Source organism: Cupriavidus sp. 01L45, assembly GCF_056399885.1.
Window position 1 is genome coordinate 1 of record NZ_JBFTSG010000023.1, and the last position, 26,423, is coordinate 26,423.

24 protein-coding genes are annotated in these 26,423 nt (G+C 67.1%); 14 read left to right on the forward strand and 10 right to left on the reverse strand.

Features of this window, described 5'->3' with window-relative positions; genetic code table 11:
- Positions 1-381 precede the first annotated feature (381 nt).
- A complete protein-coding gene (locus tag AC1DT6_RS17230; RefSeq protein WP_441630909.1) occupies positions 382-1,509 on the reverse strand; it encodes an acyl-CoA dehydrogenase family protein in 1,128 nt (375 codons plus the stop codon).
- A 58-nt stretch (positions 1,510-1,567) separates the two neighbouring features.
- On the reverse strand, positions 1,568-2,776 hold the full coding sequence (locus AC1DT6_RS17235) for an acyl-CoA dehydrogenase family protein (protein ID WP_441630911.1): 1,209 nt from the start codon (positions 2,774-2,776) through the stop codon (positions 1,568-1,570).
- Between the two features lie 266 nt (positions 2,777-3,042).
- Here AC1DT6_RS17235 and AC1DT6_RS17240 point away from each other — a divergent pair, with 266 nt between their 5' ends.
- From AC1DT6_RS17240 to AC1DT6_RS17250, 3 genes are all read left to right on the forward strand, one after another.
- A complete protein-coding gene (locus AC1DT6_RS17240; RefSeq protein ID WP_477111149.1) occupies positions 3,043-4,011 on the forward strand; it encodes a tripartite tricarboxylate transporter substrate binding protein in 969 nt (322 codons plus the stop codon).
- Positions 4,012-4,068: 57 nt separating this feature from the next.
- Entirely contained in the window at positions 4,069-5,613 is a 1,545-nt protein-coding gene (locus tag AC1DT6_RS17245; protein WP_441630915.1) for a class I adenylate-forming enzyme family protein, read from the forward strand.
- Between the two features lie 110 nt (positions 5,614-5,723).
- On the forward strand, positions 5,724-6,689 hold the full coding sequence (locus tag AC1DT6_RS17250) for a Bug family tripartite tricarboxylate transporter substrate binding protein (protein WP_441630917.1): 966 nt from the start codon (positions 5,724-5,726) through the stop codon (positions 6,687-6,689).
- A gap of 82 nt (positions 6,690-6,771) precedes the next feature.
- Here the strand turns inward: AC1DT6_RS17250 and AC1DT6_RS17255 are convergent, their stop codons facing one another.
- From AC1DT6_RS17255 to AC1DT6_RS17285, 7 genes are all read right to left on the reverse strand, one after another.
- The gene (locus AC1DT6_RS17255; protein WP_441630919.1) at positions 6,772-7,287 is read right to left on the reverse strand and encodes a MaoC family dehydratase; all 516 of its coding nucleotides are present in this window, start codon (positions 7,285-7,287) and stop codon (positions 6,772-6,774) included.
- An 88-nt stretch (positions 7,288-7,375) separates the two neighbouring features.
- On the reverse strand, positions 7,376-8,383 hold the full coding sequence (locus tag AC1DT6_RS17260; RefSeq protein WP_441630920.1) for a tripartite tricarboxylate transporter substrate binding protein: 1,008 nt from the start codon (positions 8,381-8,383) through the stop codon (positions 7,376-7,378).
- Positions 8,384-8,459: 76 nt separating this feature from the next.
- The gene (locus AC1DT6_RS17265) at positions 8,460-9,314 is read right to left on the reverse strand and encodes an HTD2 family dehydratase (RefSeq protein ID WP_441630922.1); all 855 of its coding nucleotides are present in this window, start codon (positions 9,312-9,314) and stop codon (positions 8,460-8,462) included.
- Positions 9,311-10,159, reverse strand: coding sequence for an HpcH/HpaI aldolase/citrate lyase family protein (locus AC1DT6_RS17270; RefSeq protein WP_441630924.1), 849 nt, complete (start codon positions 10,157-10,159; stop codon positions 9,311-9,313). Before AC1DT6_RS17270 ends, AC1DT6_RS17265 begins: the two co-directional genes overlap by 4 nt.
- A 26-nt stretch (positions 10,160-10,185) precedes the next feature.
- Positions 10,186-11,568: an MmgE/PrpD family protein gene (locus AC1DT6_RS17275; protein WP_441630926.1), complete on the reverse strand. Its 1,383-nt coding sequence runs from the start codon at positions 11,566-11,568 to the stop codon at positions 10,186-10,188.
- Positions 11,569-11,696: 128 nt separating this feature from the next.
- Positions 11,697-12,896 carry a CaiB/BaiF CoA transferase family protein gene (locus AC1DT6_RS17280; RefSeq protein WP_441630928.1) on the reverse strand — a complete coding sequence of 400 codons (1,200 nt, stop codon included), beginning with the start codon at positions 12,894-12,896 and terminating at the stop codon, positions 11,697-11,699.
- Between the two features lie 11 nt (positions 12,897-12,907).
- On the reverse strand, positions 12,908-14,077 hold the full coding sequence (locus tag AC1DT6_RS17285; RefSeq protein WP_447432739.1) for an acyl-CoA dehydrogenase family protein: 1,170 nt from the start codon (positions 14,075-14,077) through the stop codon (positions 12,908-12,910).
- Positions 14,078-14,611: 534 nt separating this feature from the next.
- Between AC1DT6_RS17285 and AC1DT6_RS17290 the strand changes: the two genes are divergently transcribed.
- The 4 genes from AC1DT6_RS17290 (at position 14,612) to dinD (ending at position 19,299) form a co-directional block, all read left to right on the forward strand.
- Positions 14,612-15,583, forward strand: a complete 972-nt coding sequence (locus AC1DT6_RS17290; RefSeq protein ID WP_441630960.1) for a tripartite tricarboxylate transporter substrate-binding protein — start codon at positions 14,612-14,614, stop codon at positions 15,581-15,583.
- Positions 15,584-15,778: 195 nt separating this feature from the next.
- Positions 15,779-17,212 (forward strand): TldD/PmbA family protein, encoded by a 1,434-nt coding sequence (locus AC1DT6_RS17295; protein WP_441630932.1) that lies wholly within the window; start codon positions 15,779-15,781, stop codon positions 17,210-17,212.
- Positions 17,212-18,540, forward strand: a complete 1,329-nt coding sequence (locus AC1DT6_RS17300; RefSeq protein ID WP_441630962.1) for a TldD/PmbA family protein — start codon at positions 17,212-17,214, stop codon at positions 18,538-18,540. The genes AC1DT6_RS17295 and AC1DT6_RS17300 overlap by 1 nt, the downstream gene beginning before the upstream one ends.
- Positions 18,541-18,744: 204 nt before the next feature.
- Positions 18,745-19,299, forward strand: a complete 555-nt coding sequence (dinD, locus tag AC1DT6_RS17305) for a DNA damage-inducible protein D (protein ID WP_441630964.1) — start codon at positions 18,745-18,747, stop codon at positions 19,297-19,299.
- Between the two features lie 55 nt (positions 19,300-19,354).
- Here the strand turns inward: dinD and AC1DT6_RS17310 are convergent, their stop codons facing one another.
- Positions 19,355-20,257, reverse strand: a complete 903-nt coding sequence (locus tag AC1DT6_RS17310; protein ID WP_035863199.1) for a LysR family transcriptional regulator — start codon at positions 20,255-20,257, stop codon at positions 19,355-19,357.
- Positions 20,258-20,449: 192 nt separating this feature from the next.
- Between AC1DT6_RS17310 and AC1DT6_RS17315 the strand changes: the two genes are divergently transcribed.
- From AC1DT6_RS17315 to AC1DT6_RS17345, 7 genes are all read left to right on the forward strand, one after another.
- A complete protein-coding gene (locus tag AC1DT6_RS17315) occupies positions 20,450-21,436 on the forward strand; it encodes a Bug family tripartite tricarboxylate transporter substrate binding protein (protein WP_441630934.1) in 987 nt (328 codons plus the stop codon).
- Positions 21,437-21,536: 100 nt separating this feature from the next.
- The gene (locus AC1DT6_RS17320; protein WP_441630936.1) at positions 21,537-22,493 is read left to right on the forward strand and encodes a tripartite tricarboxylate transporter substrate binding protein; all 957 of its coding nucleotides are present in this window, start codon (positions 21,537-21,539) and stop codon (positions 22,491-22,493) included.
- A gap of 82 nt (positions 22,494-22,575) precedes the next feature.
- Entirely contained in the window at positions 22,576-23,490 is a 915-nt protein-coding gene (locus tag AC1DT6_RS17325) for an SDR family NAD(P)-dependent oxidoreductase (RefSeq protein ID WP_035863195.1), read from the forward strand.
- Between the two features lie 4 nt (positions 23,491-23,494).
- A complete protein-coding gene (locus tag AC1DT6_RS17330) occupies positions 23,495-24,358 on the forward strand; it encodes a MaoC/PaaZ C-terminal domain-containing protein (protein ID WP_477111150.1) in 864 nt (287 codons plus the stop codon).
- Between the two features lie 17 nt (positions 24,359-24,375).
- Positions 24,376-25,599, forward strand: coding sequence for a CaiB/BaiF CoA transferase family protein (locus AC1DT6_RS17335; protein WP_477111151.1), 1,224 nt, complete (start codon positions 24,376-24,378; stop codon positions 25,597-25,599).
- A 133-nt stretch (positions 25,600-25,732) separates the two neighbouring features.
- Positions 25,733-25,951 (forward strand): HP1242/YdcH family protein, encoded by a 219-nt coding sequence (locus AC1DT6_RS17340; RefSeq protein WP_441630966.1) that lies wholly within the window; start codon positions 25,733-25,735, stop codon positions 25,949-25,951.
- A 35-nt stretch (positions 25,952-25,986) separates the two neighbouring features.
- Positions 25,987-26,421: a universal stress protein gene (locus tag AC1DT6_RS17345; protein WP_045235416.1), complete on the forward strand. Its 435-nt coding sequence runs from the start codon at positions 25,987-25,989 to the stop codon at positions 26,419-26,421.
- The last annotated feature ends 2 nt before the right edge of the window (positions 26,422-26,423 follow it).

Sequence of the window (26,423 nt, forward strand, 5' to 3'; positions counted from 1 at the left end):
GCCGGGACCCAAACTCGCATCGCCTTAAGGCGATACTCAAACATGGGTCCCTCTTTTCCGCTCTTTTTGCCTGCCGACGAGGCGCCCCATACGGCCTGGACACCTTGACGGCTCGCTTCGCATCGCGTTGGGGTGTGGCCCGCCCTTGGGGGCGCTCCACACGGCTACACCGACTTGTGACCTGGCTTCCTCGCCTTTATTCGCGCCCGTTGGGTCCTGTTTCCCGTTGCGGGGATGAGGGGGGCTTGCGAGGCTTTGATGCGTTTTTCTGCCGGAGACGTGATTGCCGCAGGGCCGGACGGATAATCGTTGCGCCGTTTGGCCTGCATTTTTTTCTGGGCAGTTGAACTGGATTTTTTTAATGAAATCCAGTTCAATTCCTCATGCTGTCATTACTTCTCCATATCGCTGCACGTGGTAATCACTGTCTCCCAGCAGCGGATCGATCATCGTCAATCGCTTGAAGTAATCCCCTACCTCCAGCTCATCCGTCATCCCCATGCCGCCGTGTAGCTGCACCGCTTGCTGGCCGACAATTCTCCCGGCCTTGGCCACAGTTACCTTCGCGGCGCTCAGCATTCGCCGCCGTTGCGCGGGGTCGCTTTCGTCCAGCGCTTGCGCTGCCACATACGCCATCGACAGCGCCAGTTCTTTCTGTACCAGCATGTCGGCCATCCGGTGCTGCAGGGCCTGGAACGCCGCCAGCGGTTTGCCGAACTGCTGCCGCGTGCGCAGGTATTCGCCGGTGATTTCGATCAGTTTTTCCATCGCGCCGGCGGCTTCCGCGCAGAGCGCGGCAATGCCGTGGTCGATGCCGTGGAGCAGGGCGGCCAGGCCGTCGGCCGCGTCTCCTACCAGCGCGGTGGCGTCTACCGCGACGTTCTGCAAGGCAAGGTCGGCGGCGCGCAGGCCGTCCATGGTGGGGTAGCCGCGCACCGTGAGTCCGGTGGCGTCGCGCGGGACCAGGAACAGCGCCAGTTCGTTGCTGCCGGCGATGCGCGCGGTGAGCAGGAAGGCGTCGGCGGCTTCGCCGTGCCAGGCCAGGCTCTTGTTGCCGTTGAGTACATAGCCGTCGCCCTTGCGCTCGGCGCCGGCGCGCGCGGTCTCGGGGCGGTAGCGGGTGGTGGGCTCCAGGTAGGCGAGGGTGACGACGCGTTCGCCGGTGGCGATCGCGGGCAGCCATTCGTCTTTCTGGGCTTGGCTGCCGTAGGCGTTCAGCACGGCGGCGGACATCACGGCAGTGGGCGTGACTGGTTCCAGCACCAGGCCGCGCCCGAGTTCGCGCTGCACCACGAGCTGGCTTGCGGCGCTTTCGCCAAAGCCGCCGTACTCGCCGGGCACGGTCAGGCCCAGCACACCCATCTCGGCAAGCTGTGCCCAGGTGGCGCGGTCGAAGCTGCCGCCGCCGCGGGCGTTCTTGCGGCGTTTGTCGAAGGTGTATTCGGTGTCGATGAAGCGGCGCAGGCTGTCCGCCAGCATCTGCTGCTCTTCGCTGTAGTTAAAGTCCATGGCTGTGCCTGTTCCTTGAATCCCGGGTTTTGCGGAGTCTCTGACGTCTTCCGTGGCTTCAGAAGCCCAGGATCATCTTGGAGATGATGTTCTTTTGTACTTCCGTGGTGCCGCCGTAGATCGATGTCTTGCGCATGTCGAAGTACGTCGAGGCGGCGGGCGCGGCCCACGCCGGGGCGTGCAGCGGCGCATCGGCCGGCGGCGCTTCGCCGGCTTCGAGCCAGCGCGGCGAATACGGCCAGGCATTGGGGCCGGCTACTTCCATCTGCAGCATGGCCAGGTCCTGCTGGATCTCGGAGCCGCGGATCTTGACGATGGAGGCTTCCGGGCCGGGGCCGCGGCCCGCGTCTTGCGTGGCGACGCGCAGCAGCAGCATTTCCAGCGCCATGATGTCCATCTCGATGCGGGCGATCTTGTCGCGCATGCGTACATCGTCGATCAGCGGGCGGCCGGCGCCATCGGTGGCTTGCGCGGCGTAATGCTTGAGCTGGCGCAGTTCGCGGTTGCAGTGGCCGATGCCGGCAATGCCGGTGCGCTCGTGGCCCAGCAGGTATTTGGCGTAGGTCCAGCCGCGGTTTTCCTCGCCCAGCAGGTTGCCCACGGGCACTTCCACGTCCTCGAACCAGACTTCGTTGACGTCGTGGCCGCCGTCGAGCGTGACGATCGGGCGCACCGTCACGCCCGGCGTCTTCATGTCGATCAGCAGCATCGAGATGCCTTCCTGCGGCTTGGCTTCGGTGTCGGTGCGTACCAGGCAGAAGATCCAGTCGGCAAAGTGCGCCATCGTGGTCCAGGTTTTCTGGCCGTTGACGATGTAGCGGTCGCCCTGGCGCACGGCGCGGGTCTTGAGCGAGGCCAGGTCGGAACCGGAGCCGGGCTCGGAGTAGCCCTGGCACCAGAAATCCTCGACCGTGGGGATGCGCGGCAGGAAGCGTTCCTTATGTTCCTGGCTGGCATATTTCATCAGCACCGGCCCGATCATGGTCAGGCCGAAGGGCAGCAGGCGCGGCGCCCCCGCGCGGAAGGCCTCAATCTCGAAGATCAGACGCTGCAGCGCGTTCCAGCCCGTGCCGCCCCATTCCGTGGGCCAGGTCGGCGCGCCCCAGCCCTGCGCGTGCAGGATGCGGTGCCAGCGCACGTAGTCGTCCTTCTCGACGCGCTGGTGGGCCAGCACCTTGTCCCGGATATCCGCGGGCAGGCTGCCCTGCACAAAACCCCGAACCTCTTCGCGGAACGCTTGTTCCGCCGCGTTGAAACGCAAATCCATCTGCTTGTCCCCTCGGTTGGGAAAGGCTGGCCGCCGGCCGCCACTTCGATACGATGCTGCGATTCTATGGGGGGGCGGACGTTCGCTTCTTCCGGAATGACAAAGCCGTCCTTTTGCGCTTCCTAACCGATGCCGGCCCTGCGCAGGCGCACGTGCCGGGCAGAACACGGCCTTAGCCAAATCCAAATAGCACGCCACCGGCGCCTGGCTCACACTGGCGCAGTTCCATCGCAGCAAAAACACAATCAACGCCGAGGAGACGGGCGATGTCACGCTGGACAAAATGGTTCGTGCTCTGCGGATGGCTTGCCGCCACCGCGAGCGCGTTTGCGGCCTATCCGGACAAACCGGTGCGGCTGGTCGTGCCCTTCCCGCCGGGTGGCGCCACGGACCTGCTGGCTCGCGAGGTCAGCCACGCACTTTCAGTACGGCTGGGCCAGCCGGTGGTCATCGAGAACCGGCCTGGCGCGGGCGGCAATATCGCCGCCGTGGCGGTGGCGCGCGCGCCGGCCGACGGCTACACCCTGCTGTTCGGCACCTTCGGCTCGCTGGCCGTGAACAAGAGCCTCTACGACAAGCCCGGCTACGACCCGCTCAAGGATTTCGCGCCGGTGGCCTCGGTGGCCTACCTGCCCAACGTACTGGTGGTGCACCCCGCGGTGCCCGCGCGCAATGTGGCCGAACTGCTGGCGCTGGCGCGGCGCGAGCCCGGCAAGCTGAGCTACGGCTCCTTCGGCAACGGTTCGTCCTCGCACCTCGCCGGTGAACTGTTCACCCACCTGGCGGGCGTGCGCATCGAGCATGTGCCGTACAAGGGCAGCGCACCGGCCATGACCGACCTCATCGGCGGGCGCCTCACCATGATGTTCGACAGCATTTCCACCGCCTTGCCCTATGTGCGCGATGGCCGCGTGCGGGCGCTGGCGGTCACCGCCGCCACGCCGTCCGGGCAGTTGCCCGGCGTGCCGACGCTGGCGGCGGCCGGCGTGCCCGGCTACGAGCTGACCGCGTGGTTCGGTGTGGTGGCGCCCGCCAATACGCCGGCGGCCGTGGTCGACCGCCTCAACGCCGAGATCGTGGCTGCGCTCGCGCAGCCCGAGCTGGCGGCGCGGCTGGCAAGCCAGGGCACCGTGCCCTTTCCTTCCACGCCGGCGCAGTTCGGTACGTATATGCGCACCCAGTACCAGAAGTGGGACGGCCTGATCAAGTCGGCTCACATCCACCTGGATCAGTGAGCTTGCTCTGCGTCTCTTCCGGGTCCGTCCGGTTCCAACCTCATCATCACTCGCATCATGTCCTCCTTCCGTCCCGAGTTCATCCATGACATCCCCCGGCACTGGGCCGAGCAATCGCCCCAGGCTCCCTGCCTGTACGAGACCGGCGGCGTGCTCAGCTACGGCGCGCTGTGGGAGCGCATCACGGCCACGCGCGACTGGCTCGCCGCGCAAGGCGTAGGGCAGGGCGACCGCGTGATGGTGGTGGGCGAGAACTGCGCCGAGATGGTGGTGATGCTGTTCGCCTGCAGCGCACTGCACGCCTGGCCGATCCAGGTCAACGCGCGGCTTTCGCCGCGCGAGATCGACGGCATCCGCGCTCATGCCGAGCCGCTGCTGACGTTCTTTACCAACCATGTCTCCGATGTGGCCGCCGCCCACGGCAGGCGGCTTGGGGCGCAGCCCACCGGTTGCGCCGCGCTCGATCCGGACTTCGCCAGCCTGCGCGCCGAACAGGTGCCCGCGCGCGTGGATGCCGCCCAGGCGCGCGACGTTGCCACGCTGATCTACACCTCCGGCACTACCGGCGCGCCCAAGGGCGTGATGGTGCCGCACGCCGGCCTGACGGTCTTCGCGCGGATCTCGGCAACCTCGCGCAACCTGGGGCCGGACGATATCGCCTACTGCGCGCTGCCGCTGTCGCACATCTTCGGCATCGCCACCGTGCTGATGGCCACGCTGTACGCCGGCGCCAGCCTGGTGATGCGCCCCCGCTTCGATGCCGCCGATGTCTTCGCCGCGCTGGCATCGCCCGGTGTCACCATGCTGCAAGGCGTGCCGACCATGTTCACGCGCATCATGGCGGTGGCGCGGGAGTCGTCGCTGGAGAGCGGCGCCGCGGCGTTTCCCCGCCTGCGCTATCTCTATACCGGCGGCGCGCCGCTGGACCCGACCCTCAAGCGCGACACCGAGGCATGGTTCGGCCAGCCGCTGCATCACGGCTACGGCATCACCGAATACGCCGGTTCGCTGTTCATCACCCGCATGGATGCGCCGCGCGCCGATTGCTCGGCCGGCTACATCGTCGAAGGCGTGGAGATCAACATCACCAACGAGCAGGGCGAGCCGATGCCCGCCGGCGAACGCGGCCAGATCCGCGTGCGCGGCCCCGGCGTGATGCGCGGCTATTTCCGCAACGCGGAGCAGACCGCCGAGGCGCTGCTGCCGGGCGGCTGGCTCAACACCGGAGATCTCGGTTTCCTCGGTGAAGACGGCGCGTTGTTTATCGTGGGCCGCTCCAAGGACCTGATCATCCGCTCGGGCTTCAACGTCTACCCGATCGAGGTGGAGTCCGTCATCAATGCCTTCCCCGGCGTGCGCCAGTCCGCCGTGGTCGGGCGCGCGGCAGCCGACGGCAACGAAGAAGTCGTGGCCTTTGTTGAAACGCAACCGGGCGTGAAACTGGACCTCGCCGCCCTGGAAGCCTACCTGCGGGAAAGCCTGGCGCCGTACAAGCGGCCCGCGCAGATCCGCGTGATCGAGACCATTCCCACCACCGCCAGCGGCAAGCTCCTGAAGCAGCCGCTGCGCGCCATGCTGGACGGCGGCGCCGTAGCGGCATGACCTGCGGCGGCCGGTGCCGCCGCCACCGCTTCGCCGCGGGTCGAAGCGTACTAGCCGCCAGCGCCCCGGCAAACCGGGGGCTGGCAGAACACACAACAAGGAGGAGACAGATGAAACGATGGATGATGATGGCTGGCGCGCTGCTGGCGCTGGTGCAAGGCACGGCAATGGCGGACAGCTATCCCACGCGGCCCGTGAAGCTGATCGTGGGCTACGCCCCTGGCGGTCCGGTCGATACCGCCGCGCGCATCTATGCCGATTACCTGGGCCGCGCGCTCAAGCAGCCGGTGGTGGTGGACAACCGCGCCGGCGCCAGCGGCGCCATCGCCGCGGACCTGACCGCGCGCGCGACGCCGGACGGCTACACGCTCTACTTCGTGGCCAGCCCGACCATGACCATGACGCCGCTGATCCAGAAGTCGGTGAACTTCAACCCGAACAAGGATTTCACCTACATCGGCCTGATCACCGATTACACCAACGTATTGCTGATCAACAAGGACTTCCCGGCGAAGGACGTAGGCGAGCTGGTCGAGTACGCGCGCAAGCATCCCGAGGGCGTGAGCTTCGGCTCGGCCGGTGTCGGCGCCTCGAACCACTTGTCGGCCGAGTGGCTGGCGCAGATGAGCGGGGTCAAGATGCTGCATGTGCCGTACAAGGGCAATTCGCCTGCGATGGCCGATGTGATCGGCGGCAAGGTCACGTTCATGTTCGATATCACGGGCACCGCCATCGGCTATATCCAGGGCGGCAAGGTGCGCGCGCTGGCGGTGACGTCGAAGACGCGCAACGCGGCGCTGCCGACGGTGCCGACGATGGTCGAGTCCGGCATGAAGAATTACGACCTGACCGGCTGGTACGCGCTGATCGGCCCGCAGAAAATGCCCGCCGACGTGGTGGACAAGCTGGTCAAGGCGCAAAAGGCCATCGGCGATGATCCTGCCTTTCAGCAGCGCATGACGCAGGGCGGCTATGACCTCAATATCACCGGGCCGAAGCCGCTGGCCGATCGTATCCAGCGCGAACTGAAGCTGTGGGGCGGGGTGGTGAAGACGGCGAATATCCAGGTGGATTGAGGCCGGATGGTTCCCCTCCCCGAATTGTGGGAGAGGGGAGCTACGGCAGCGGTCGAATGAACCCTTTTTTTCCCGGCGCCGTTCAGGCGGCCGGTGCGCGCTTGCGCAGCAGGTAGCGCTGCACGCCGTCGAGCACCAGCACGCCGTGCTGGTTGTGTACCGTCGAGCGCAAGGTCAGCACGCCAGTGGAGCGGTTCGGCGCGAGTTCGCTGACTTCCAGCGTGCTGTACAGCGTGTCTCCCGCGTAGACCGGATGCAGGAAGCGGCTGCTCTGGTCGAGAAAGCCCTTCAACGACTCTTCCACCATGTGCGGGAACAGCCCGGCGCCCGCCGCGGTCTGGATCAGTACCTGGTAGCCGTGCGCCAGCATGTGCGGCATGCCGTGGGCGCGGCAGTACTCCGCGTCGTAATGCACGGGATGGTTGTCGCCGCTAGCCAGCTGGAAGGCGGCGAACAGCGCCTCGGTCATGGTGCGCGAGGGAAGCACAAAGCGTTCGCCGGGCACGAAATCTTCGAAATAGCGTTGTTCGCACATGCGGTGGCTGCGCGGGTCGAAGCTGGCAGCTTCGGGGTTCGCTGCGGAGGGCTTGATGGTCATCGGTTGGTGTCGGGGTTGGTGGCGCGAAGAAGCGCGCAAGCAGAAGAACCCGCGCTGCGCCACGGCCTGGCGCGGCGAGGGCGATGGATCAATCGGGCTTGATGCCCAGCCGTTCCACCAGCGCTTTCTCCTGTGCGATCTGCTGCATGGCAAAGCGGGTGTAGCCGGCGCTGTCCAGGTACATCAGGTCCTGATCCTGCCGCTTTAGCGCGGCAAGGTGCTGCGGGTCTTCGGCAGCCCGCCGCAGCGCATCCTGCAGGATGCCGACCACTTTCGGGTCCATGCCTTTCGGGCCGGCCACGCCGTAGGGCGAGTTGGAGACGATGTCGTAGCCCAGCTCGCGCAGCGTAGGGGCGTCGGGCCAGCGCGGCGAGCGTTGCGCCGTCCACAGGTTGATCCAGCGCAGCTTGCCCGCATCGACCAGCGTGCCGGCGGAACTGCCGGCTGCGCAAAGCTGCACATGGTTGCCCATCAGAGAGTTCAGGCAATCGGCATCGCCCTTGAACGGGACGTGGTTGACCGTCAGCTTCTCCTTGGTGACCAGCTCGATCATGGTGATATGCGGCGAGCTGAACTGGCCCGGCGAGCCGTAGCTGACGGTGCCCGGCCGGGCGCGCGCGTCGCGCAGGAAATCGCTCCAGTTCTTCCACGGTGAATCGGCCCGCACCACCACGCCGAAGGTGTAGCCGGTGATGCGCGAGAGGTAGGTGAAATCGTGTGCCGGATCGAAGGCGGTCTTCTGGATGAAGGGCTGGCGGAATACGGTCACCGGCATCATCGAGAGCGTATAGCCGTCGGGCTTCGCCTGCCTGAGCGCGAGCGCGCCCATGGTGCCGGCCACGCCGGGCTTGTTGTCGACCACCACGGTCTGGCCCAGCGCCTTTTGCAAGGCCACGGCGAACTGGCGCACCACCACGTCGGTGGTGCCGCCGGGCGCGTAGGGCACGATCAGCGTCACCGGGCGGGTGGGGTAGGACTGGGCTTGCTGCGCTGGCTGCGCGAGCGCAGGCGTGGCGCCGCACAGGACGAGGGCGGCGCTGGCGATGTGCCGGATTCTGCGCCGGATGTGGGACCGGGTGTTGCGGACTGCATGCATCGGAATTCTCCTGTTGATGTGGTTCCCCGTTACCCCGATGTTGTAGATGTCCTGCTGTCCTTCGCCTGCGTGCCGGTCAGTTCTCCACCACGGCCCATGCCTCCATCGACTGGCCGCCGGCATCGTCGCCGGTCCACAGCGTGACCTTGCCAGGTGTGGCGGCATCGAGCGTGCCGCCTACGGTCACCAGGTCGTGATCGAACATCGGCGCCAGCCCGCGGAAGCCGAAGCGGCGCACCGTGGCGCCGGGCATCTCGCGCGCCAGCAGGTCCAGCGTGAGCATGGCCTGCAGCGGGCCGTGCACGACCAGGCCGGGGTAGCCTTCCACGTCGCGCACATAGTCGTGGTCGTAGTGGATGCGGTGGCCGTTGAAGGTGAGCGCCGAGAAGCGGAACAGCATGACCGGGTCGGCGCGCAACTGGCGCTGCCACTGGGCCTGATGCGCCAGGCGCGGGCGCGGCGGCAGCGGCTGTCCCGGTTCCGGCATGGCGCGGTAGACCAGGTCGTGACGCTCGCTCAGCGCGGTCTCGCCGTCGACCGTCAGCGCATGTTCCACGGTGACGAACCACAGCTCGCCGCTGCGCCCGCTCTTGTGCTCGACATTGCGCACAGTGGACGTGCGGGTGACGGTATCGCCCACCCGCAGCGGCTTGTGGAAATCCAGCTCGCCGCCGGCCCACATGCGGCGCGGCAGCGGCACCGGCGGCATAAAGCCGCCCAGCGCCGGGTGGCCGTCCCGCCCGAGCTCGCGCTGCGGCGCGCGCGGCAGGAAGTAGAGCCAGTGCCACAGCGGCGACAACGGGCCGCGTACCAGCGCTTCGCCATCGAGGTCCAGGGTGGCCGCGAGGCCGATCACGGGCTCGGGGGCAAGGGTCTCGGTGCGGCTTTCACTGCGGCCGATCCAGGCGCGCAGGGTTTCGAGTTGGGTCATGGCTGGTTCGCTGCGGGGTGGTTTGCCAGCGCGAGGATGCGCCGGGCCTGTTCGATGACGGGGCGGTCGACCATCTTGCCGTCGACCTGTACCGCGTGGCTGCCACTGGCGGTGGCGGCCAGCACGCGCTGCGCCCAGTCCAGTTGCTCCGCCGTGGGCAGGAAGCCAGCGCGCACCGCGGCAAGCTGGGCGGGGTGGATGCACAGCTTGGCGGCAAAGCCGAGCGCGCGCGCGTGCGCCACGTCGTCGGCCAGCACGGCTTCGTCCTTGAGCGCGGTGGTGACGCCGTCCACGGGCGGCGGCAGTGCCGCCACGCGCGAGGCCAGCACGATGCGCGAGCGCGCCATCAGCAAGGCTTCACGCGTATGGGCGCAGCCGAGGTCCACGGCGAAGTCCAGGGAGCCGAAAGCCAGCCGCGACACGCCGCGCGCGGTGGCGACCGCGTCGATGCCGTGCAGCCCGCGCGCGCTTTCGATGATCGCCACGATGCGGCCTTGCGGGTTGACCTGCGCCAGCGCCCGGGCGATCTCGCCAAGCGCGGCCGGGTCTTCGGCCTTGGGCACCAGCAGGCCCGCCAGCGGCGCGTCGGACGGCAGCGCGCGCAGCCAGTCCATATCGGCGGCGAAGGCGGCGGAGCTGGTGTCGTTGATGCGCACATAGGCCTGCGCCTGTGCGCCACGTTCAAGCAACCACGAGGTAATGGCCGTGCGCGCGGCTGGCTTGGCGTCCGGATGCACGGCATCCTCGAGATCGAGGATCAGCGCGTCTGGCGCGGCGGCGGCCGCTTTGTCGAAGCGTTCGGGCCGGTCGCCCGGCACGAACAGGTAGGTGATGGCGGTGGACATGAAGCGGGTCTCGTCAGGATGGGGCGTTACTTGGTGACGGGCAGCCAGTCGTTGACGTTCGCCTGTTTTTCCAGCGCCCACACGCGGGCAATGATCGCACGCATCTCGGCCTCGCCCGCGCCGTGGCGGAAGGCGCCCAGCTGCAGCGCCTTGGCTTCGAGTTCCGGGCGCGACAGCGTATTGCCCGGATCGCCCTTCGGCACATCCACGCGGCCCGCCAGCGTGCGGCCGTCGGTGGTCTTCACCGTAACGCGGCCGATCCACTGGCGCGGGTAAGCGGCATTGATCTCGTCGTCCAGCACCATCTCCACCTTGTCGCGGAAGGCGGCTACCTTTGCGTCCTGCAGCGCATGGTCCTCGAATTCGCCCAGGCCGGCGTGCGCGTGCACCGCCACCAGTCCCAGTACCGTACCCATGGAGAACTTGGCCTGGTGGATGGTCTTGGGATCGGTCACCGGGCCAAGCACGTCGATGGCGCCCTGGTGCACGTGCGCGGTCACGCCGGCGATCTGGTCCGCGCGGAGTGCCTCGCGCAGCATCAGGTCCTTGAGGGCATCGGCCGCCGGGTGCGTGTGGCGGCACGAGGCGAAGAACTTGAAGGAGGTTTCGGCGGTGGCCCAGCGCTTGCCCAGGCCGTCGGTCAGCGCGGCCGGGTTGGCGTCGCTGGACATCCCGGCGGCCATGCCCTGCGGGCCTTCCAGGATACGCCTGGCGCCGGTGAAGCCCGCGCGCGCGATCCACGCGGACATCAGGCCGTCGGCGGCGGCCTTGGCGGTGTGCAGTTGCTTTGAGTCCGCGGCGTCGCGCAGGAATTCCCACAGGCCGGCGGCCTGGGTGCCGGCCGAGCCGAGCGCCTGGTTGATGCCCTCGGCATCCATGCCGTAGAGCTTGGCCACGGCCGCGGCCGCCGCCAGCGTGCCGACGGTGCCGGTGGTGTGGAACACGCGATAGTGCGAACGGCCCATGAATTCGCCGATGCGGATGCCCGCTTCGTAGCCGGCGATGGAGGCCAGCAGCACGTCCGCGCCGCTCTTGCCTTCAGTCTGGGCGGCGGCGATCACCGCGGGGAACACCACGGCGGCGGGATGCAGCACCGAGCTGTTGTGCACGTCGTCCTGCTCCACCACGTGCGAGGACGCGCCGTTGATCAGCGCGGCGAAGTAGGGCGAAGTGCGGCGGCGGTCCACCAGCACTTCGGCCGGGCCCTGCTGCGGGCCCATGGCGGCGACGAACTCCTGCAGCTTGCGCACGGCGGGAGCGTCCTTGCCGGCGATGGCCGAGGCAATCCAGTCGAGGAAGAGGTCCTTGGTGCGCTCCACCACTTCGGCGGGCACGTCGGCCAGCGTGAAGCGGGCCAGGAACTCGCACAGCTGGCGGGTAGGGTAGGGGTGGTCAGTGGCTTGGCTCATGCCGGCTCCGGACGGTGTTCGGGGTGGTTGTTCGTCTTTCTGTTTTCCTCCCCTTTCCCACACCAGCGGGAGAGGGGAGCCACGCCTGCGCGAAATTGTGCGCAGACGTCATGGCCTGGTTCCGAGGCTCAAATCGTCTTGCTGTCCGCCATCCTGGCGATTTCGTCCGCGCCGTAGCCCAGCTCCGCCAGGATGACCGCGCTATGCGCGCCGAGCGCCGGCACGTCGCCCATCACCGGTTCCACACCCGACAGGTTGGCCGGCGGCAGCAGCGCGCCGATGGGGCCGCCGGGGCTGGCCACTTCGCGCCAGCGCCCGCGTGCCGCCAGTTGCGGGTGGTTCCACACGGCCTCGATGTCGTTCATCGGCGCGTTGGCGATCTGCGCTTCGTCGAGCAGCGCTTCCACCTGCGTCACCGTCATTGGCGCGAAGCGTGCCTCGATCAGCGCGGTCAGTTCGCCGCGATTCTTCACGCGCCCCGAGTTGGAGGAGAAACGCTCGTCCTTTAGCAATTCGGGCTGCGCCAGCACCTTGTTGCAGAAGGCCTGCCATTCGCGCTCGTTCTGCAGCCCGAAGATCACGCTGCCGCCGTCGCCGGTGCGGTGCACGCCGTAAGGCGCGATGGCCGGATGCGAGGCGCCGAAGCGCGCCGGAGCGTTGCCGCCGTAGTGGCCGAAGTACAGCGCGTAGTTCATCCACTCGGTCAGCGCCTCCAGCATGGTTACTTCCACGCGCAGGCCCTGGCCCGTGCGCCCGCGCTGCAGCAGCGCGGAGAGGATGCCGCTGTAGGCGTACATGCCGGCCGCGATGTCGGCAATCGAAATGCCCGCGCGCGATGGTTCGTCCGCGCTGCCCGTGATGCCGATCAGCCCGGCGGCGGCCTGGATCAGCAGGTCGTACGCCTTCTTGTCGCGATAGGGCCCGGCATCGCCGTAGCCCGAGATATCGCAGACGATCAGCTTGCCGTAGCGCGGGTGCAGCGTATCGAAATCCAGTCCCATGCGCGCTGCCGCGCCGGGAGCCAGGTTCTGCACCAGCACGTCGGCATCGGCCAGCAGGCGGTGCAGCACGGATTGCGCCTCGTCCTGCTTGAGGTCGAGCGTCAGGCTCTCCTTGCCGCGGTTGAGCCAGACGAAGTGCGAAGCCTGGCCATTGACGGTCTCGTCGTAGCCGCGCGCGAAATCACCCACGCCGGGGCGCTCCACCTTGACCACGCGCGCGCCGAGATCGGCCAGCTGGCGCGTGGCAAAGGGCGCGGCCACGGCATGTTCGAGGGAGACGACGCGAATGCCGTCCAGCGGGCGGATGCCCTGGTGCGAAGCGAGCATATGCGTGGGCCTCAGAACGAACGCGGCAGGTCGAGCACGTGCTCGGCCACATACGACAGGATCAGGTTGGTGGAGATCGGCGCCACCTGGTACAGGCGCGTCTCGCGGAACTTGCGCTCGATATCGTATTCGGCGGCGAAGCCGAAGCCGCCGTGCGTCTGCAGGCAGACGTTGGCCGCTTCCCACGAGGCATCGGCCGCCAGCAGCTTGGAGATATTGGCCTCCTTGCCGCAGGCCTTGCCGGCGTCGAACAGCGCGGCGGCCTTGTAGCGCATCAGGCTGGCGGCCTCCACGTTGACATAGGCACGCGCGATGGGGAACTGGATGCCCTGGTTCTGGCCGATGGGGCGGTCGAACACGATGCGCTCGCGCGCATAGCCGCTGGCGCGCTCGATAAACCAGTAGCCGTCGCCCACGCATTCGGAAGCGATCAGGATGCGCTCGGCGTTCAGGCCGTCAAGGATGTACTTGAGCCCCTTGCCTTCCTCGCCGATCAGGTTCTCGGCGGGGATCTCCAGGTTGTCGAAGAACAGTTCGTTGGTCTCGTGGTTGACCATATTGCGGATGGGCCGCACGGTCAGGCCCTTGCCGATGGCTTCACGCAGGTCCACCACGAACACCGACAGCCCTTCCGACTTGCGCTTGACCTGGTCCAGCGGCGTGGTGCGCGCCAGCAGCAGCATCAGGTCCGAATGTTGCACCCGCGAGATCCACACCTTCTGGCCGTTGATGACGTAGCGGTCGCCTTTCTTGACAGCGGTGGTCTTGAGCTTGGTGGTGTCGGTGCCGGTGGTGGGCTCGGTCACCGCCATCGACTGCATGCGCAGCTCGCCCGAAGCGATGCCGGGCAGCCAGCGCTGCTTCTGCGCCTCTGAGCCGTGGCGCAGCAGGCAACCCATCACATACATCTGGCCGTGGCAGGCGCCGGAATTGCCGCCGTTGCGGTTGATTTCTTCCATGATGACGGACGCCGCGGTCAGCGGCAGGCCCGAGCCGCCGAATTCCTCGGGGATCAGCGCCGACAGCCAGCCGGCCTTGGTCAGCGCGATGACGAATTCTTCAGGGAAGGCATTCTGCTCCTCCACGCGTTGCCAGTAGGCGGAGTCGAAGCCGGCGCACAGTGCGCGCACGGCCTCGCGGATGTCGGGATACGGCTGGTCGTGCGATTGTTCTGCGAACATGAAATGGGGCCCCGTTGTGGAAATGATGGAAGTCAGCGGAATGACGGACGCGACGGACGCGACGGACGACGGACGATACTGGATTCAGCTTGCGGCCATTATTCCCGAGGGCCTGCCGCGCGGTAATTCGGATTTGCGAAAGAGCGGCTTAGCGCCCCCGGAAGCGGATGGCCAGGGGGTCATAAAGGGGCAGGACAGCGACAGGAGGGCGCGGGGATAAGCCGCTGTGTGCGCTTTCTGGCACCCGCGCTTGCCCGGCGGCGCCACGGCGCCGGCGCCTTCCGGCCTGCCTTGCCCACCCTTAGGCAAATCCGTATTGCGTGCGCATCGCTTTGTCGCCACGCTTGCCTGCAAACACAACGCCGCGCGTGCCCGCCCTCGGGCCGACGCAGGCGAGCGCGAGCCGGCATCAGCCGGCCAACTTAGTCCAAGGAGACAAAAACCATGGCAGGTAGCAAGAAACAGGGTCAAGCGTGGCAGGCTGGTGGCGGGAATGCATTGCGGACCCGCGCAAAAGTGGCGCCCTGGCGCTGGATGGCGCTGGCCGCGCTGGGCGCGGCGGTCACGCTCACGCTGCCTTCCCCGGCGCGCGCCACCGATGCCTATCCCGCCAAGCCAATTACCATGGTGGTGCCCTTTGCGGCGGGCGGCCCCACCGACGTGGTGGCGCGCACCATGGCCGCGGCCATGTCGAAGACCCTGGGCCAGAGCGTGGTGGTGGAGAACCGCCTTGGCGCGGGCGGCACCGTGTCCGCCGCCTACGTGGCCAAGGCCGCGCCGGACGGCTACACCATCCTGATCCACCACAATGGCATGGCCACCGCGCCGGCGCTGTACAGCAAGCTATCCTACAAGCCGTTGACGGATTTCAGCTTCGTCGGCCAGGTGGCCGACGTGCCCATGACCCTGCTTGGCCGTCATGACCTGCCGGCCAGGACGCTGCCGGAACTGATCACGTACATCCGCCAGAACCAGGGCAAGGTCAACCTGGCCAATGCCGGGCTTGGCGCCGTCTCGCAGCTTTGCGGCATGCTGTTCCAGAAAGCCATCGGGGTTGAGCTCACCGCGATTCCCTACCAGGGCACCGCGCCAGCGATGACGGCCCTGCTGGGCAGCCAGGTCGATATCCTGTGCGACCAGACCACCCAGACGCTGCCGCAAATCAAGGCCGACAAGGTCAGGCTCTACGGCGTCACCACCACCTCGCGCATCAAGGCATTGCCTGACACCGCGACGCTGGCGGAAAGCGGGATCAAGGGCTTCGAGGTCAAGGTCTGGCACGGCATCTACGCGCCGCGCGGCACGCCGCCGGCGGTCATCGACCGGCTCAACGGGGCGCTGCGCACCGCGTTGAAGGACCCGGCGGTGGCCGCGCGGCTCGCCGATCTGGGGGCCGAGATCGTGCCGGAGGATAAGCAAACGCCGGAAGGGCTGCGTACGTGGCTGAAGTCGGAGATCGAGAAATGGTCGCCGATTATCAAGGCGGCGGGGGTGAAGGCGGATTGACAAGACGAGGCGGTGTGCGCGACCGACCATCGCGCTGGGCGCGTGCATCGTGATGGGGTTGCCGAGTGCAGGCGGGGGGGGGGCGGATCGGTGCAAAGGTAGTAATATTTCCCGATCCCTGAGTCAGCGTTTGCTGCGGTCTGGAAGCAGATCAGGCCAGTACTGGCTCGCCCGCAACCGTTCCCGGAGCCCTCTTTGTTCGAACGCGCCAGACAGAACTTCGCCGCGCTGACCACCCGCGCCGGGTTTCACTCGCTGCGCCTTGTCAGGCAGACCGGCGAGCATTGCATGCTGCGGCGCGGGATCGCCGAACCGCCCTCCTTGACGCAGGACATGGGCGCCATGCTCAGCGTGCGCCTGGATGGCGTGGAAGCCTACGCCGCCACCAGCGATCTCAGCCTGGCCGGGCTGCAGGGCGCGCTCGACAGCGCCGAAGCGCTCGCCCGGCGAATCGCCGCGCACGGCCTGGTCGACCTGCGCGGACTGGAACCGCCGACAGGCCACGCCCGCTACGAATCCCCCGGCCTGCACGGCCAATTCCCCGGTCTCGCCGAGCGCTTCGCGCTGCTGGCGGAGGTCTCCGCTACCGTGCCCGCCGATTCGCGCCTGGTGAACTGGATCGTTTATCTCGATCACCAGCGCCACGAGCAGCTTTACCTCAATAGCGCGGGCGCCGAGCAATGGCAGGCGCTGCGCTTTGTCTATCCCGGTATCAGCGTGACCGCTTTCGACGGCGGCGACAGCCAGACCCGCAGCTTCGGCGGCTTCGGCAGCGGCCAGCAGGGCGGCGCCGAGGTCATGGCGCGTCTCGGCTTTGCCGGCGCCGCATCTCGTGTAGCGGACGAGGCGCTGCAGTTGCTGCTGGCACCCAACGCCCCCAGCGGCGCCACCGACCTGTTGCTGATGCCGGACCAGATGATGCTGCAGATCCACGAATCCATCGGCCATCCGCTGGAACTGGACCGCATCCTCGGGGACGAGCGCAACTATGCCGGCGCCAGCTTTATCGGGCTGGAGGACTTCGGCCGTTATCAATATGGCTCGCCCCTGCTCAATATCAGCTTCGACCCCGGCATCCCCGAGGAACTGGCCAGCTACGGCCACGACGACGAGGGCCAGCCCGCGCAAAAGGAATTCCTGATCCGCGATGGCTTGCTGCTGCGTCCGCTCGGCGGCGCGCTGTCGCAGTGGCGCAGCGGGTTGCCGGGCGTGGCCAACAGCCGGGCCTGCAACTGGAACCGGCCGCCCATCGACCGCATGGCCAACCTCAACCTGGAGCCGGGCGACCGCACCATGGCGCAACTGGTCGGCGGCATCGAGCGCGGCATCCTGATGTCGTCCAACCGCTCATGGTCCATCGACGATGCGCGCAACAAGTTCCAGTTCGGCTGCGAATGGGGGCGCCTGATCGAAGACGGCGAGCTCAAGGGCGTGGTCAAGAACCCGAACTATCGTGGCGTTTCCGCCAACTTCTGGCGCAGCCTGGCCGCCGTGGGCGACGCCAGTACCTTCGAGGTGCATGGCACGCCTTACTGCGGCAAGGGCGAGCCCAACCAGGTGGTGCGCGTCGGTCATGCATCGCCGGCCTGCGTGTTCCGGCAAGTGGAAGTCTTTGGAGGGGCCGCGTGATGGCGGATGCGGAATCGTTGTTCGCGGCGCTTGCCGAAGATGTGCGCGCCGCGCTGGGCGAGGGTGAAGCCTTCACCCTGTGGTACAGCGCCGAGGCGTCCGAGTTCATTCGCTTCAACCGGGCGCGGGTGCGCCAGGCCGGGCAGGTGCGGCAAGCCACGGCGAGCCTCAAGCTGGTTCGCGATGGCCGTCATGCCGACATCGGCATCGCGCTGTCCGGCGAGCCGGCGACCGATCGCCAGCGCCTTGCCGATGGGCTGCTGCAACTGCGCGAGGCAATTGCCCAGTTGCAGCCCGACCCCTACCTGCTGCTGGAGCGCGACCCGTGGCAGCGCGTGCTGGCCAATGCGGCAGCGCCGCCAGACAGTTCGGAGGTACTGGCGCAGATCGAGGCAGCCGCGCATGGGCTCGACCTGGTGGGCATCTATGCCGCCGGCCCGCTGTACCGGGGCTTTGCCAACAGCTTCGGCGCCTTCGGCTGGCATGCCGCGCAGGGCTTCCATTTCGACTGGAGCCTGTTCCATGCCAACGGTCAGGCGGTAAAGGCCGACTACGCGGGCGCGCGCTGGGACGCGGCGGAGTTTGCCAGCCGCTTTGCGGATGCGCGCCGGCAACTGGAACACCTGGGCAAGCCGCGGCGCGTCCTGTCGCCGGGCGACTACCGCGCTTATCTGGCCCCCGCCGCGCTCGAGGAGGTGGTGGGCATGCTCTCCTGGGGCGGCTTCTCGGCCCGCGCGCTGGCGCAGAAGGAAAGTCCGCTGCAACGCCTGTACGACGGCGGCGCCCAACTTAGCCGGCTGCTGGATCTGGACGAGCGGGCGAGTGGCATGCTGGCGCCCGCCTTCGGGCCAGAAGGCATTCCGCGCAGCGATGTCACGCTGGTACGCGCGGGACAACCTGCCGGCCGGCTGGTCTATCCGCGCAGCGCGCGCGAGTACGATCTGGCTGCCAATTGCGCCAGTGCCCGCGAAACGCCGCTATCCCTTGCGATGGACGCTGGCGAACTGGCCCAGGCCGACGTGCTGGCGGCCCTGGGCACGGGTCTTTATATCGGCAATCTCTGGTACCTGAACTGGTCCGATGCGCCGGCGGGCCGCATGACCGGCATGACACGCTTCGCGACGTTCTGGGTGGAGGATGGCCGCATCCAGGCGCCGCTGGGCACGATGCGGTTCGACGACAGCATCTACAGCTTCCTGGGCGAGCATCTGGAGGCGCTGACGAGCGAGCGGCAGTTGCGGGTGTCGAGCAGTACGTATGGTGAGCGGCAAACCGACTCCGCCCTGCTCCCTGGCGCACTGACTGGAAAACTAACGTTGACGCTCTGAGCGAGTGGGAGCCGGCGTGCTGGCTGCTCAGCGTTAGAAGGGCCGATTCACCATGGCGTGGTAAGTCGCTGACACAGAGGCCTGCCGCAACAGCGGCCAGCCGGTGGCGAACCATTTCGAGGATGTCCTCGAAATGGTCGGGATCGGCTGGGGGCCAGGCGACAGATCGCCGACATCCGCCTCTCGCGCTATGCCTGCTACCTGATCGTCCAGAACGGTGACCCCGGCAAGCCGGTCATCGCGAATGGCCAGACCTATTTTGCCTTGCAGACCCGTCGCCAGGAACTTCGCGACGACGAGGCCTTCGCGCGGCTGACTGAAGATGAGAAGCGGCTGGCGATCCGTAACGAGCTAGCCGCTCACAACAAGCACTTGGCGGCGGCGGCCAGGGACGCGGGTGTCGAGACGCCCCTGGACTACGCGATCTTTCAGGATCATGGCCACAAGGGGCTGTATGGTGGCAAAGCGGCCAAGGACATTCACGCCATCAAGGGCTTGAAGAAGAGCCAGAAGATTCTCGACCACATGGGTAGCACCGAACTTGCGGCGAATCTATTCCGCGCCACGCAGACTGATGACAAGCTGCGGCGAGACCTGGTGCGTGGCAAGCAACAGGCCAAGCAGACGCATTTCGAGGTTGGCAAGAAAGTGCGCCAGACCATTGCCGAGTTGGGTGGCACCATGCCGGAAGCCCTGCCGACACCCAAGGAAAGCATCAAGCAGCTAGAGCGCGACAGGAAGAAGAAGGTCAAAGAATGATCTGAGGTATCGATGCCCGATATGACGGGACCGTCCCAGGCTGGCCGCTCCTTTGTCAAACCGGCTCCCGCGCCGCCTCCGTCAAATACTGGATCAGCGTCTCCGCAAACTGCGGCAGTTCCCTTCCCGGCCGCCGCACCAGGCGCAGGTCGCGCTTCGCCCATTCATCTTCCAGCGGGATAAACCGCAGCACCTTGCGGCTTGCATAGCGTCGCGCGCAGCTGTTGGGCACGATGGCGATCCCAGCGCCCGCTTCCACCATCCGGCACACCGCGTCGAAGCTGCCCAACTGGATCCGCAGGCTGATGCGCTTGCCCATGCCGCTGGCGATCCGGTCCAGGAAAGACTGGATCGCGCTGAACTGGTTGAGGCCGACAAAGCGGCAGGTATCCAGCAGGTCGGCGAAATGCAGGCTGGTGAATTGCGGCAGCGGGTGGTTGACCGGCGCGATCACGATCAGCTCGTCGCTGCATAGCTGCATGACTTCGAGGTCATTGGTGGCTACCTCGCCGGCGACGATGCCAAGGTCCGCCGCACCGGCGCTGATGGACGAGACGATGGCCTGGGAAAGCTGCTCTTCCAGTTCGATGTCCACGTCCGGGTTCTCGGCCAGGAAGCGCGACAGCGCGGTGGCGAGGAAGGAGTTGGTGGCGGTGGTGTTGGCCAGCAGGCGCACGCGGCCCTTGACGCCCTTGGCGTAGGGGCGCAGGTCCGAGTGCAGGCATTCCAGTTCGCGGAACACTTCCCGCGCATGGCGCAGCAACGCGTCGCCGGCGGGCGTCAGCCGCACGCCCTTGACCTGGCGGATCAGCAACTGGGTCTGAAAGGCTTCTTCCAGCTGCTTGATGCGGGTGCTGGCGGCGGGCAGGGAAAGGAAGCTGCGCTCGGCGGCGCGGGTCAGGTTTTCGGTTTCGCCGACGTTGAGGAAGAGGCGCAGGTCGGTCAGGTCGTAATGCATGTGTTTCGCTGGGCCAAAGGCCTCTATTGTGAATCGTGAATAGCAATGTCCCCGCCATCAATTTATCGTATTCGCGGTGGCAATAGAACCAGAAAGGCCGCTTCGTCCGTATTGCGCGGGCGAATACCGGATAGGCCCGTACGAGCGGGGCGGAATTCCCGCGCCGCCGCAAGCCGCCCAGGAGGACGACAAATGACAGTTCGGCGCTACAGCGCACGCAGGCGGGCGGCCCTGGCCGCCATGCTGGGCCTGGCATTCATGAGCGCCGGCGTTGCCGCCGCCGAGTATCCCGACAAGCCCGTGCGCCTGATCGTGCCCGCGGCGGCGGGCGGCACCACCGATATCGCCTCGCGCCTCGTCGGCAAGCGGCTGGGCGAGATCCTGGGCCAGCCCGTGGTGGTGGAGAACCGGGCCGGCGCCGCCGGCATCGTCGGCGTGCAGGCGCTGCGCCAGGCCGCGCCGGACGGCTACACCCTGATGATGGGCAATATCGGCCCCAATGCCATCAACTACGGCCTGTACAAGCAACTTCCCTACCGTGCCGAGGACTTCACGCCGGTCACCATGGTGGTATCGGTGCCCAATGTGCTGGTGGTCAACGCCAAGGTGCCCGCCCGCAACGTGGCCGAGCTGGTGGCGCTGGCGAAGTCCCAGCCGGGCAAGTTGTCGTTCGCCTCTTCGGGCACCGGCCAGTCGGTGCATCTGTCCGGCGAGCTGTTCAAGAAACGCACCGGCATCGACATCATCCATGTGCCGTACAAGGGTGCCGCTCCGGCCGTGGCCGACCTGATCGCCGGCCAGGTGACCATGATGGTGGACAACCTGCCCAGCTCCCTGCCGCATATCCAGTCCGGCAAGCTGCGCGCGCTGGCCGTAACCAGCGCCACCCGCGTGGCCGAGTTGCCCGACGTGCCGACCATGAAGGAGGCCGGGCTGGACGATTTCCAGGTGACCGCATGGTTCGGGCTGGTGGCGCCGGCCGGCACGCCGCCGGCAGTTGTCACGCGCTTGCAGAAGATGGTGGCCGGCATCCTGGCCGAGCCCGAAGTCAAGACCCGCCTGGCCGAACTGGGCGGTGTGCCGGGCGGCGACACACCCGAGCATTTCGGCAAGTTTATCGACGCGGAGCGGGTGCGCTGGGCCAAGGTGGTCAAGGATACGGGCATTCCGCAGCAATGAAGGCGTGCCGCGGAACGGCGCGCATGATCACGACACAACAAGGGGACAAGGCATGATGGAAACATCGAAAGCGCGCCACCGCAGGTCATGGCTCCGGGGCATGCTGATCGCCCCCTTCGCGGCGGCCCTGCTGGGCGCCAGCGCGGCTGCCCTCGCCGACACCTGGCCCAGCAAGCCGATCCAGCTGCTGATCCCCTATCCGCCGGGCGGCAGCGCCGACCTGCTGGCGCGCCCGGTGGCGGCCAAGCTGCAGGAGCGCCTCGGGCAGCCGGTGGTGCTCGACTACCGGCCGGGCGCCGGCGGCACCATCGCCAGCCAGCAACTCGCGCGCGCCAGGCCGGATGGCAATACGCTGATCCTGGTGCTGGCCGCGCATGCCATCAACGCCAGCCTCTATCCCAAGCTGCCGTACGACACGCGCAAGGATTTCGCGCCGGTGTCGCTGGTGGCCAACCTGCCGCTGATCCTGGCCGGCAGCCCCTCCTTGAAAGCCAGGACGGTACCGGAGCTGATCGCCGCGGCCAGGGCGGCGCCGGGACAGCTCACCTTTGCTTCCGCCGGCAACGGCAACACCGGCCACCTGGCCGGCGAACTGTTCGACAGCCTGGCCGGCGTCAAGATGACCCATGTGCCGTACAAGGGCAGCGCCCAGGTGGTCAACGCCATGCTGGCGGGCGAGGTGCAGCTGACTTTCGACAGCATCTCCACCTCGATGCCGCATATCCGCAGCGGGCGCCTGAAAGCGCTGGCCGTGACCAGCGCCAGGCGCGCCACGCTGGCGCCCGAGGTGCCCACGCTGGCGGAGGCCGGCGTGCCGGGCTTCGACATCAACGGCTGGTACGCAGTGCTGGCGCCGGCCGGCACGCCGCCAGCGATTATCGACCGGCTCAGCCAGGAGATCGCGGCGGTGCTGGCCCAGCCCGAACTGCGCGCCAACCTGGCGGCCAACGGCTACGAGCCGGTGGGCTCCACGCCGGCCGCGCTGGGCGCGCATATCGATGCCGAGATCGCGCGCTGGAGCAAGGTGGTGAAGGAGTCCGGCGCGCGGCTGGAGTGAAACGTGAGCTACTGAATACCCGGCCTGGCGAGCGCCAGGCCGCCGAGCAAATCCGTACAAATCTGTAGACAGGAGTCAAAGCATGAGTGGAATGATGGCAGGCAAGGTAGCGCTGGTGACCGGCGCGGGCGGTGGCATCGGGCGCGGCGTCGCGCTGGAACTGGCCAAGGCGGGCGCCAAGGTGGTGGTCAACGACATCGGCGTATCGCTCACCGGCGAAGGCGGCGATGCCGGACCCGCGCAGCGCGTGGTCGACGAGATCGTTGCCGCCGGCGGCATCGCGGTGGCCAATACCGACAGCGTGTCGAGCTGGCAGGGCGCCAACGCCATCGTGCAATGCGCGATCGACAACTTCGGCCGCATCGACGCCGTGGTCAACAACGCCGGCAACCTGCGCGACCGCATGTTCTTCAAGATGAACGAAGAGGAATGGCGCTCGGTGATCGACGTCCACCTCAACGGCACTTTCTTTGTCAGCCGCGCCGCCGCCAACCACTTCAAGGACCAGGAAAGTGGCGCCTACGTGCACATGACCTCCACCTCCGGCCTGATCGGCAACCTGGGCCAGGCCAATTATTCGGCCGCCAAGCTTGGCATTGCCGCGCTGTCCAAGTCGATCGCGCTGGATATGGCCCGCTTCAACGTGCGCTCGAACTGCATCGCGCCGTTTGCGTGGAGCCGCATGACCAGCTCGATTCCTTCCGAGACCCCGGAAGAGAAAGCCCGCGTGCTCAAGCTGCAAAAGATGGAAGCCAACAAGGTCGCGCCGATGGCCGCCTTTCTCGCCAGCGATGCCGCGCATGAAGTCAATGCGCAGATCTTTGCCGTGCGCGCCAACGAGATCATGCTGATGAGCCAGCCGCGTCCGGTGCGCTCGGTGCATATGAGCGAAGGCTGGACCCCGGAATCCATCGCCGAGATCGCCATCCCCGCCATGCGCAACAGCTTTTTCAAGCTCGAACGCTCGCCCGACGTGATCAACTGGGACCCGATCTGACGCCATGCCGCTCGACTACGAACGCATCAAGAACTGGGACTTTCCGGAGGTCAGGCAGACCTACGGCGAGAAGGATTCCATCCTCTACGCGCTGGGCCTTGGCCTGGGCGAACAACCCACCGATCCGCGCCAGTTGCGCTACGTCTACGAGGCGCGGCTCAAGGCGTTTCCCACGCAGGCCGTGGTGCTGGCCTACCCTGGCTTCTGGATGCAGGACCCGAAGAGCGGCATCGACTGGGTCCGCATCGTGCACGGCGAACAGCGCCTGCGCCTGCATCGTCCGCTGCCGGCGGCCGGTACCGTGCGCGCCCGCGCACGGGTGACGCATGTGATCGACAAGGGCGCCGACAAGGGCGCGCTGGTGATCGTGGAACGCACGCTGGTGGACGACGCCACCGGTGCCGAACTGGCTACCGTGAACCACACCACGTTCTGCCGCGCCGATGGCGGCTTCGGCCAGGGCGATACCGCGCCCGAGGCGCTTCCTGCGGCGCCGGCACGCGCACCGGACGCGCAGCGCAGCCTGGCGATCCTGCCGCAAGCCGCGCTGCTCTACCGCCTCAATGCCGATCCCAACCCGCTGCACGCCGATCCCGAAGTGGCGCGCGCCGCCGGCTTCGACAAGCCCATCCTGCATGGGCTGTGCACCTATGGCGTTGCCGCCCGTGCGCTGGTCGATACCCTTGCCGATGGCGATGGCGACCGCCTGCTCGAGCTCAACGTGCGCTTCTCCCGGCCGGTATTCCCCGGCGAAACCCTCGAAGTGCGCATGTGGCGCGAAGGCGCCGGCCGCGTGCTGTTCGACGCTCGGGTGCCCGCGCGCGACGTCACCGTGCTCAGCAACGGCGTAGCGGAGTTCCGTGCATGACGACAACGACAACAACAATGAAGAGCGCGCTTGACGGCGTGCGCGTGCTGGACCTCTCCCGCATCCTGGCCGGCCCGTGGTGCGCGCAGAACCTGGCGGATCTCGGCGCCGAGGTGATCAAGGTGGAGCGCCCCGGCGTGGGCGACGACACCCGTTCCTGGGGCCCGCCCTGGCTGCCGGATGGGGAGGGAAAACCCTCGCGCGATGCGAGCTATTACGCCGGCGCCAACCGCGGCAAGCGCTCGGTCACGCTCGATATCGCCAGCGCCGAAGGGCAGGCCATCGTGCGCGAGCTGGCGGCGAAATCGCAGATCGTGCTGGAGAACTACAAGGTCGGCGACCTGAAGCGCTACGGGCTCGACTACGACAGCCTCAAGGCCATCAACCCGTCGCTGGTCTATTGCTCCATCACCGGCTACGGGCAGGAAGGCCCGAGCGCGCACAAGCCGGGCTACGACTTCATCTTCCAGGGCATCGGCGGGCTGATGAGCATTACCGGCGAACGCGACGACCTGCCCGGCGGCGGGCCGCAGAAGGTTGGCGTGGCGGTGGTGGATATGCTCACCGGCATGTATGCCACCGTGGCCGTGCTGGCCGCACTGCGCCATGCGGAGCGTACCGGCGAAGGCCAGCGTATCGACATGGCGCTGCTCGATGCGGTGGTCGCGGTCGGCGCCACGCCCATCCTTGCGCAGAAGATCACCGGCAAGACGCCGCAGCGCTTCGGCAACGCGCACGCCAACATGGTGCCGTATCACGTGTTTGCCACTGCCGACGGGTACATGATCGTGGCGGCCGGCAACGACGGGCAGTGGCAGGGATATTGCCGCGGTGTGCGGCGCCCGGACCTGGCCCAGGACGAACGCTTCACCACCGGTACGGGCCGCATCGTCAATCGCGACATGCTGGTGCCGCTGCTGGAGGCCCATATGCGCACGGGCACTACCGCGCAATGGGTGGAAGCACTGGAGCGCGAGGGGATTCCTTGCGGGCCGATCAACGACTATGCGCAGGTGCTTGAAGATCCGCAGGTCCGGTATCGCGAACTGCAGGTGGATATGCTGCGCAGCGACGGCGGTGTGTGCCCCACGGTGAAGAGCCCGCTACGGCTGTCGGCTACCCCGGTGCGGTACGACTCGGCGCCGCCGCGGCTGGGAGAGCATACCGAGGCGGTGCTAGGCGAGATTCTCGGGATGTCGGCCGAGAGGATCAAGGCGTTGCGGGGGAAAGGCGTGGTTTGAGGGGCAGCGCGGGCCGGCGTTGCCGCCGGTTGCTTGTCCACCGGACATGATCCATATCAAGCCGGGCGTGCCCGGTTCCCGGCAGAATGTTCCTGAATTGCAAGCCTTCCAACTCCCACCCAAGGTGAGGCCCATGTTCCCGGAATTCCGCGACCAGATATCCATCCTCAAAACACAAGACGCCCACTTCGCGCGGCTGTTTTCCCGCCACAACGAGCTGGACCAGGAGATCAAGAACATGGAGGCGGGCGTGGTGCCCGCCGACGGCGTCGCCATCGAAGTCCTCAAGAAGGAGAAGCTACACTTGAAGGACCAGCTCTACGTCATACTGCGCAAAGCTTCGGCTTCCTGACGCCAATTCCATCTCCGCCAACCAAAGGCCATCACATGTTCAAACACATCCTGCTTCCCGTTGACGGGTCGGAACTCTCGCAAAAGGCAACCCCGGCGGCCATCGAGTTTGCACGGACGACCGGCGCCAAACTGACGCCCTACATTTGCCTGGAGGAATATCCCTTCCTGCAGTCCAGCGACGCGGGCCATGAGAAGAGATCGGTTTTCGAGCATCGCATCGAGGCGGCAGCGCGCGAGGAACTGGCGAAGATCGAAGCCGCCGCGGCGCAGGCGGGCGTACCGTGTACAGGTGCCACCTCCATTGCGGCCGCGCCCTATCGGGGCATCATCGCCACGGCGACGGAGCTGGGTTGCGACGTTATCTTCATGGCCTCGCATGGACGGCGCGGCATCAGCGGCCTGCTGCTCGGCAGCGAGACCCAGAAAGTGCTGACACATAGCGATATCCCGGTGGTGGTGTTCCGCTGAGG

Excerpts from the sequence above, each read along its gene's own strand:
- AC1DT6_RS17230 (WP_441630909.1), bottom strand. The coding sequence starts at position 1,509 with ATGGACTTTAACTACAGCGAAGAGCAGCAGATGCTGGCGGACAGCCTG.
- AC1DT6_RS17320 (WP_441630936.1), top strand. The coding sequence starts at position 21,537 with ATGCTGATCGCCCCCTTCGCGGCGGCCCTGCTGGGCGCCAGCGCGGCT.
- AC1DT6_RS17265 (WP_441630922.1), bottom strand. The coding sequence starts at position 9,314 with ATGACCCAACTCGAAACCCTGCGCGCCTGGATCGGCCGCAGTGAAAGC.
- AC1DT6_RS17330 (WP_477111150.1), top strand. The coding sequence starts at position 23,495 with ATGCCGCTCGACTACGAACGCATCAAGAACTGGGACTTTCCGGAGGTC.
- AC1DT6_RS17340 (WP_441630966.1), top strand. The coding sequence starts at position 25,733 with ATGTTCCCGGAATTCCGCGACCAGATATCCATCCTCAAAACACAAGAC.
- AC1DT6_RS17300 (WP_441630962.1), top strand. The coding sequence starts at position 17,212 with ATGGCGGATGCGGAATCGTTGTTCGCGGCGCTTGCCGAAGATGTGCGC.
- AC1DT6_RS17235 (WP_441630911.1), bottom strand. The coding sequence starts at position 2,776 with ATGGATTTGCGTTTCAACGCGGCGGAACAAGCGTTCCGCGAAGAGGTT.
- AC1DT6_RS17280 (WP_441630928.1), bottom strand. The coding sequence starts at position 12,896 with ATGCTCGCTTCGCACCAGGGCATCCGCCCGCTGGACGGCATTCGCGTC.
- AC1DT6_RS17270 (WP_441630924.1), bottom strand. The coding sequence starts at position 10,159 with ATGTCCACCGCCATCACCTACCTGTTCGTGCCGGGCGACCGGCCCGAA.
- AC1DT6_RS17285 (WP_447432739.1), bottom strand. The coding sequence starts at position 14,077 with ATGTTCGCAGAACAATCGCACGACCAGCCGTATCCCGACATCCGCGAG.
- AC1DT6_RS17255 (WP_441630919.1), bottom strand. The coding sequence starts at position 7,287 with ATGACCATCAAGCCCTCCGCAGCGAACCCCGAAGCTGCCAGCTTCGAC.
- AC1DT6_RS17245 (WP_441630915.1), top strand. The coding sequence starts at position 4,069 with ATGTCCTCCTTCCGTCCCGAGTTCATCCATGACATCCCCCGGCACTGG.
- AC1DT6_RS17240 (WP_477111149.1), top strand. The coding sequence starts at position 3,043 with ATGTCACGCTGGACAAAATGGTTCGTGCTCTGCGGATGGCTTGCCGCC.
- AC1DT6_RS17315 (WP_441630934.1), top strand. The coding sequence starts at position 20,450 with ATGACAGTTCGGCGCTACAGCGCACGCAGGCGGGCGGCCCTGGCCGCC.
- AC1DT6_RS17335 (WP_477111151.1), top strand. The coding sequence starts at position 24,376 with ATGAAGAGCGCGCTTGACGGCGTGCGCGTGCTGGACCTCTCCCGCATC.
- AC1DT6_RS17345 (WP_045235416.1), top strand. The coding sequence starts at position 25,987 with ATGTTCAAACACATCCTGCTTCCCGTTGACGGGTCGGAACTCTCGCAA.
- AC1DT6_RS17310 (WP_035863199.1), bottom strand. The coding sequence starts at position 20,257 with ATGCATTACGACCTGACCGACCTGCGCCTCTTCCTCAACGTCGGCGAA.
- AC1DT6_RS17250 (WP_441630917.1), top strand. The coding sequence starts at position 5,724 with ATGAAACGATGGATGATGATGGCTGGCGCGCTGCTGGCGCTGGTGCAA.
- AC1DT6_RS17260 (WP_441630920.1), bottom strand. The coding sequence starts at position 8,383 with ATGCATGCAGTCCGCAACACCCGGTCCCACATCCGGCGCAGAATCCGG.
- AC1DT6_RS17290 (WP_441630960.1), top strand. The coding sequence starts at position 14,612 with ATGGCGCTGGCCGCGCTGGGCGCGGCGGTCACGCTCACGCTGCCTTCC.
- AC1DT6_RS17275 (WP_441630926.1), bottom strand. The coding sequence starts at position 11,568 with ATGAGCCAAGCCACTGACCACCCCTACCCTACCCGCCAGCTGTGCGAG.
- AC1DT6_RS17325 (WP_035863195.1), top strand. The coding sequence starts at position 22,576 with ATGAGTGGAATGATGGCAGGCAAGGTAGCGCTGGTGACCGGCGCGGGC.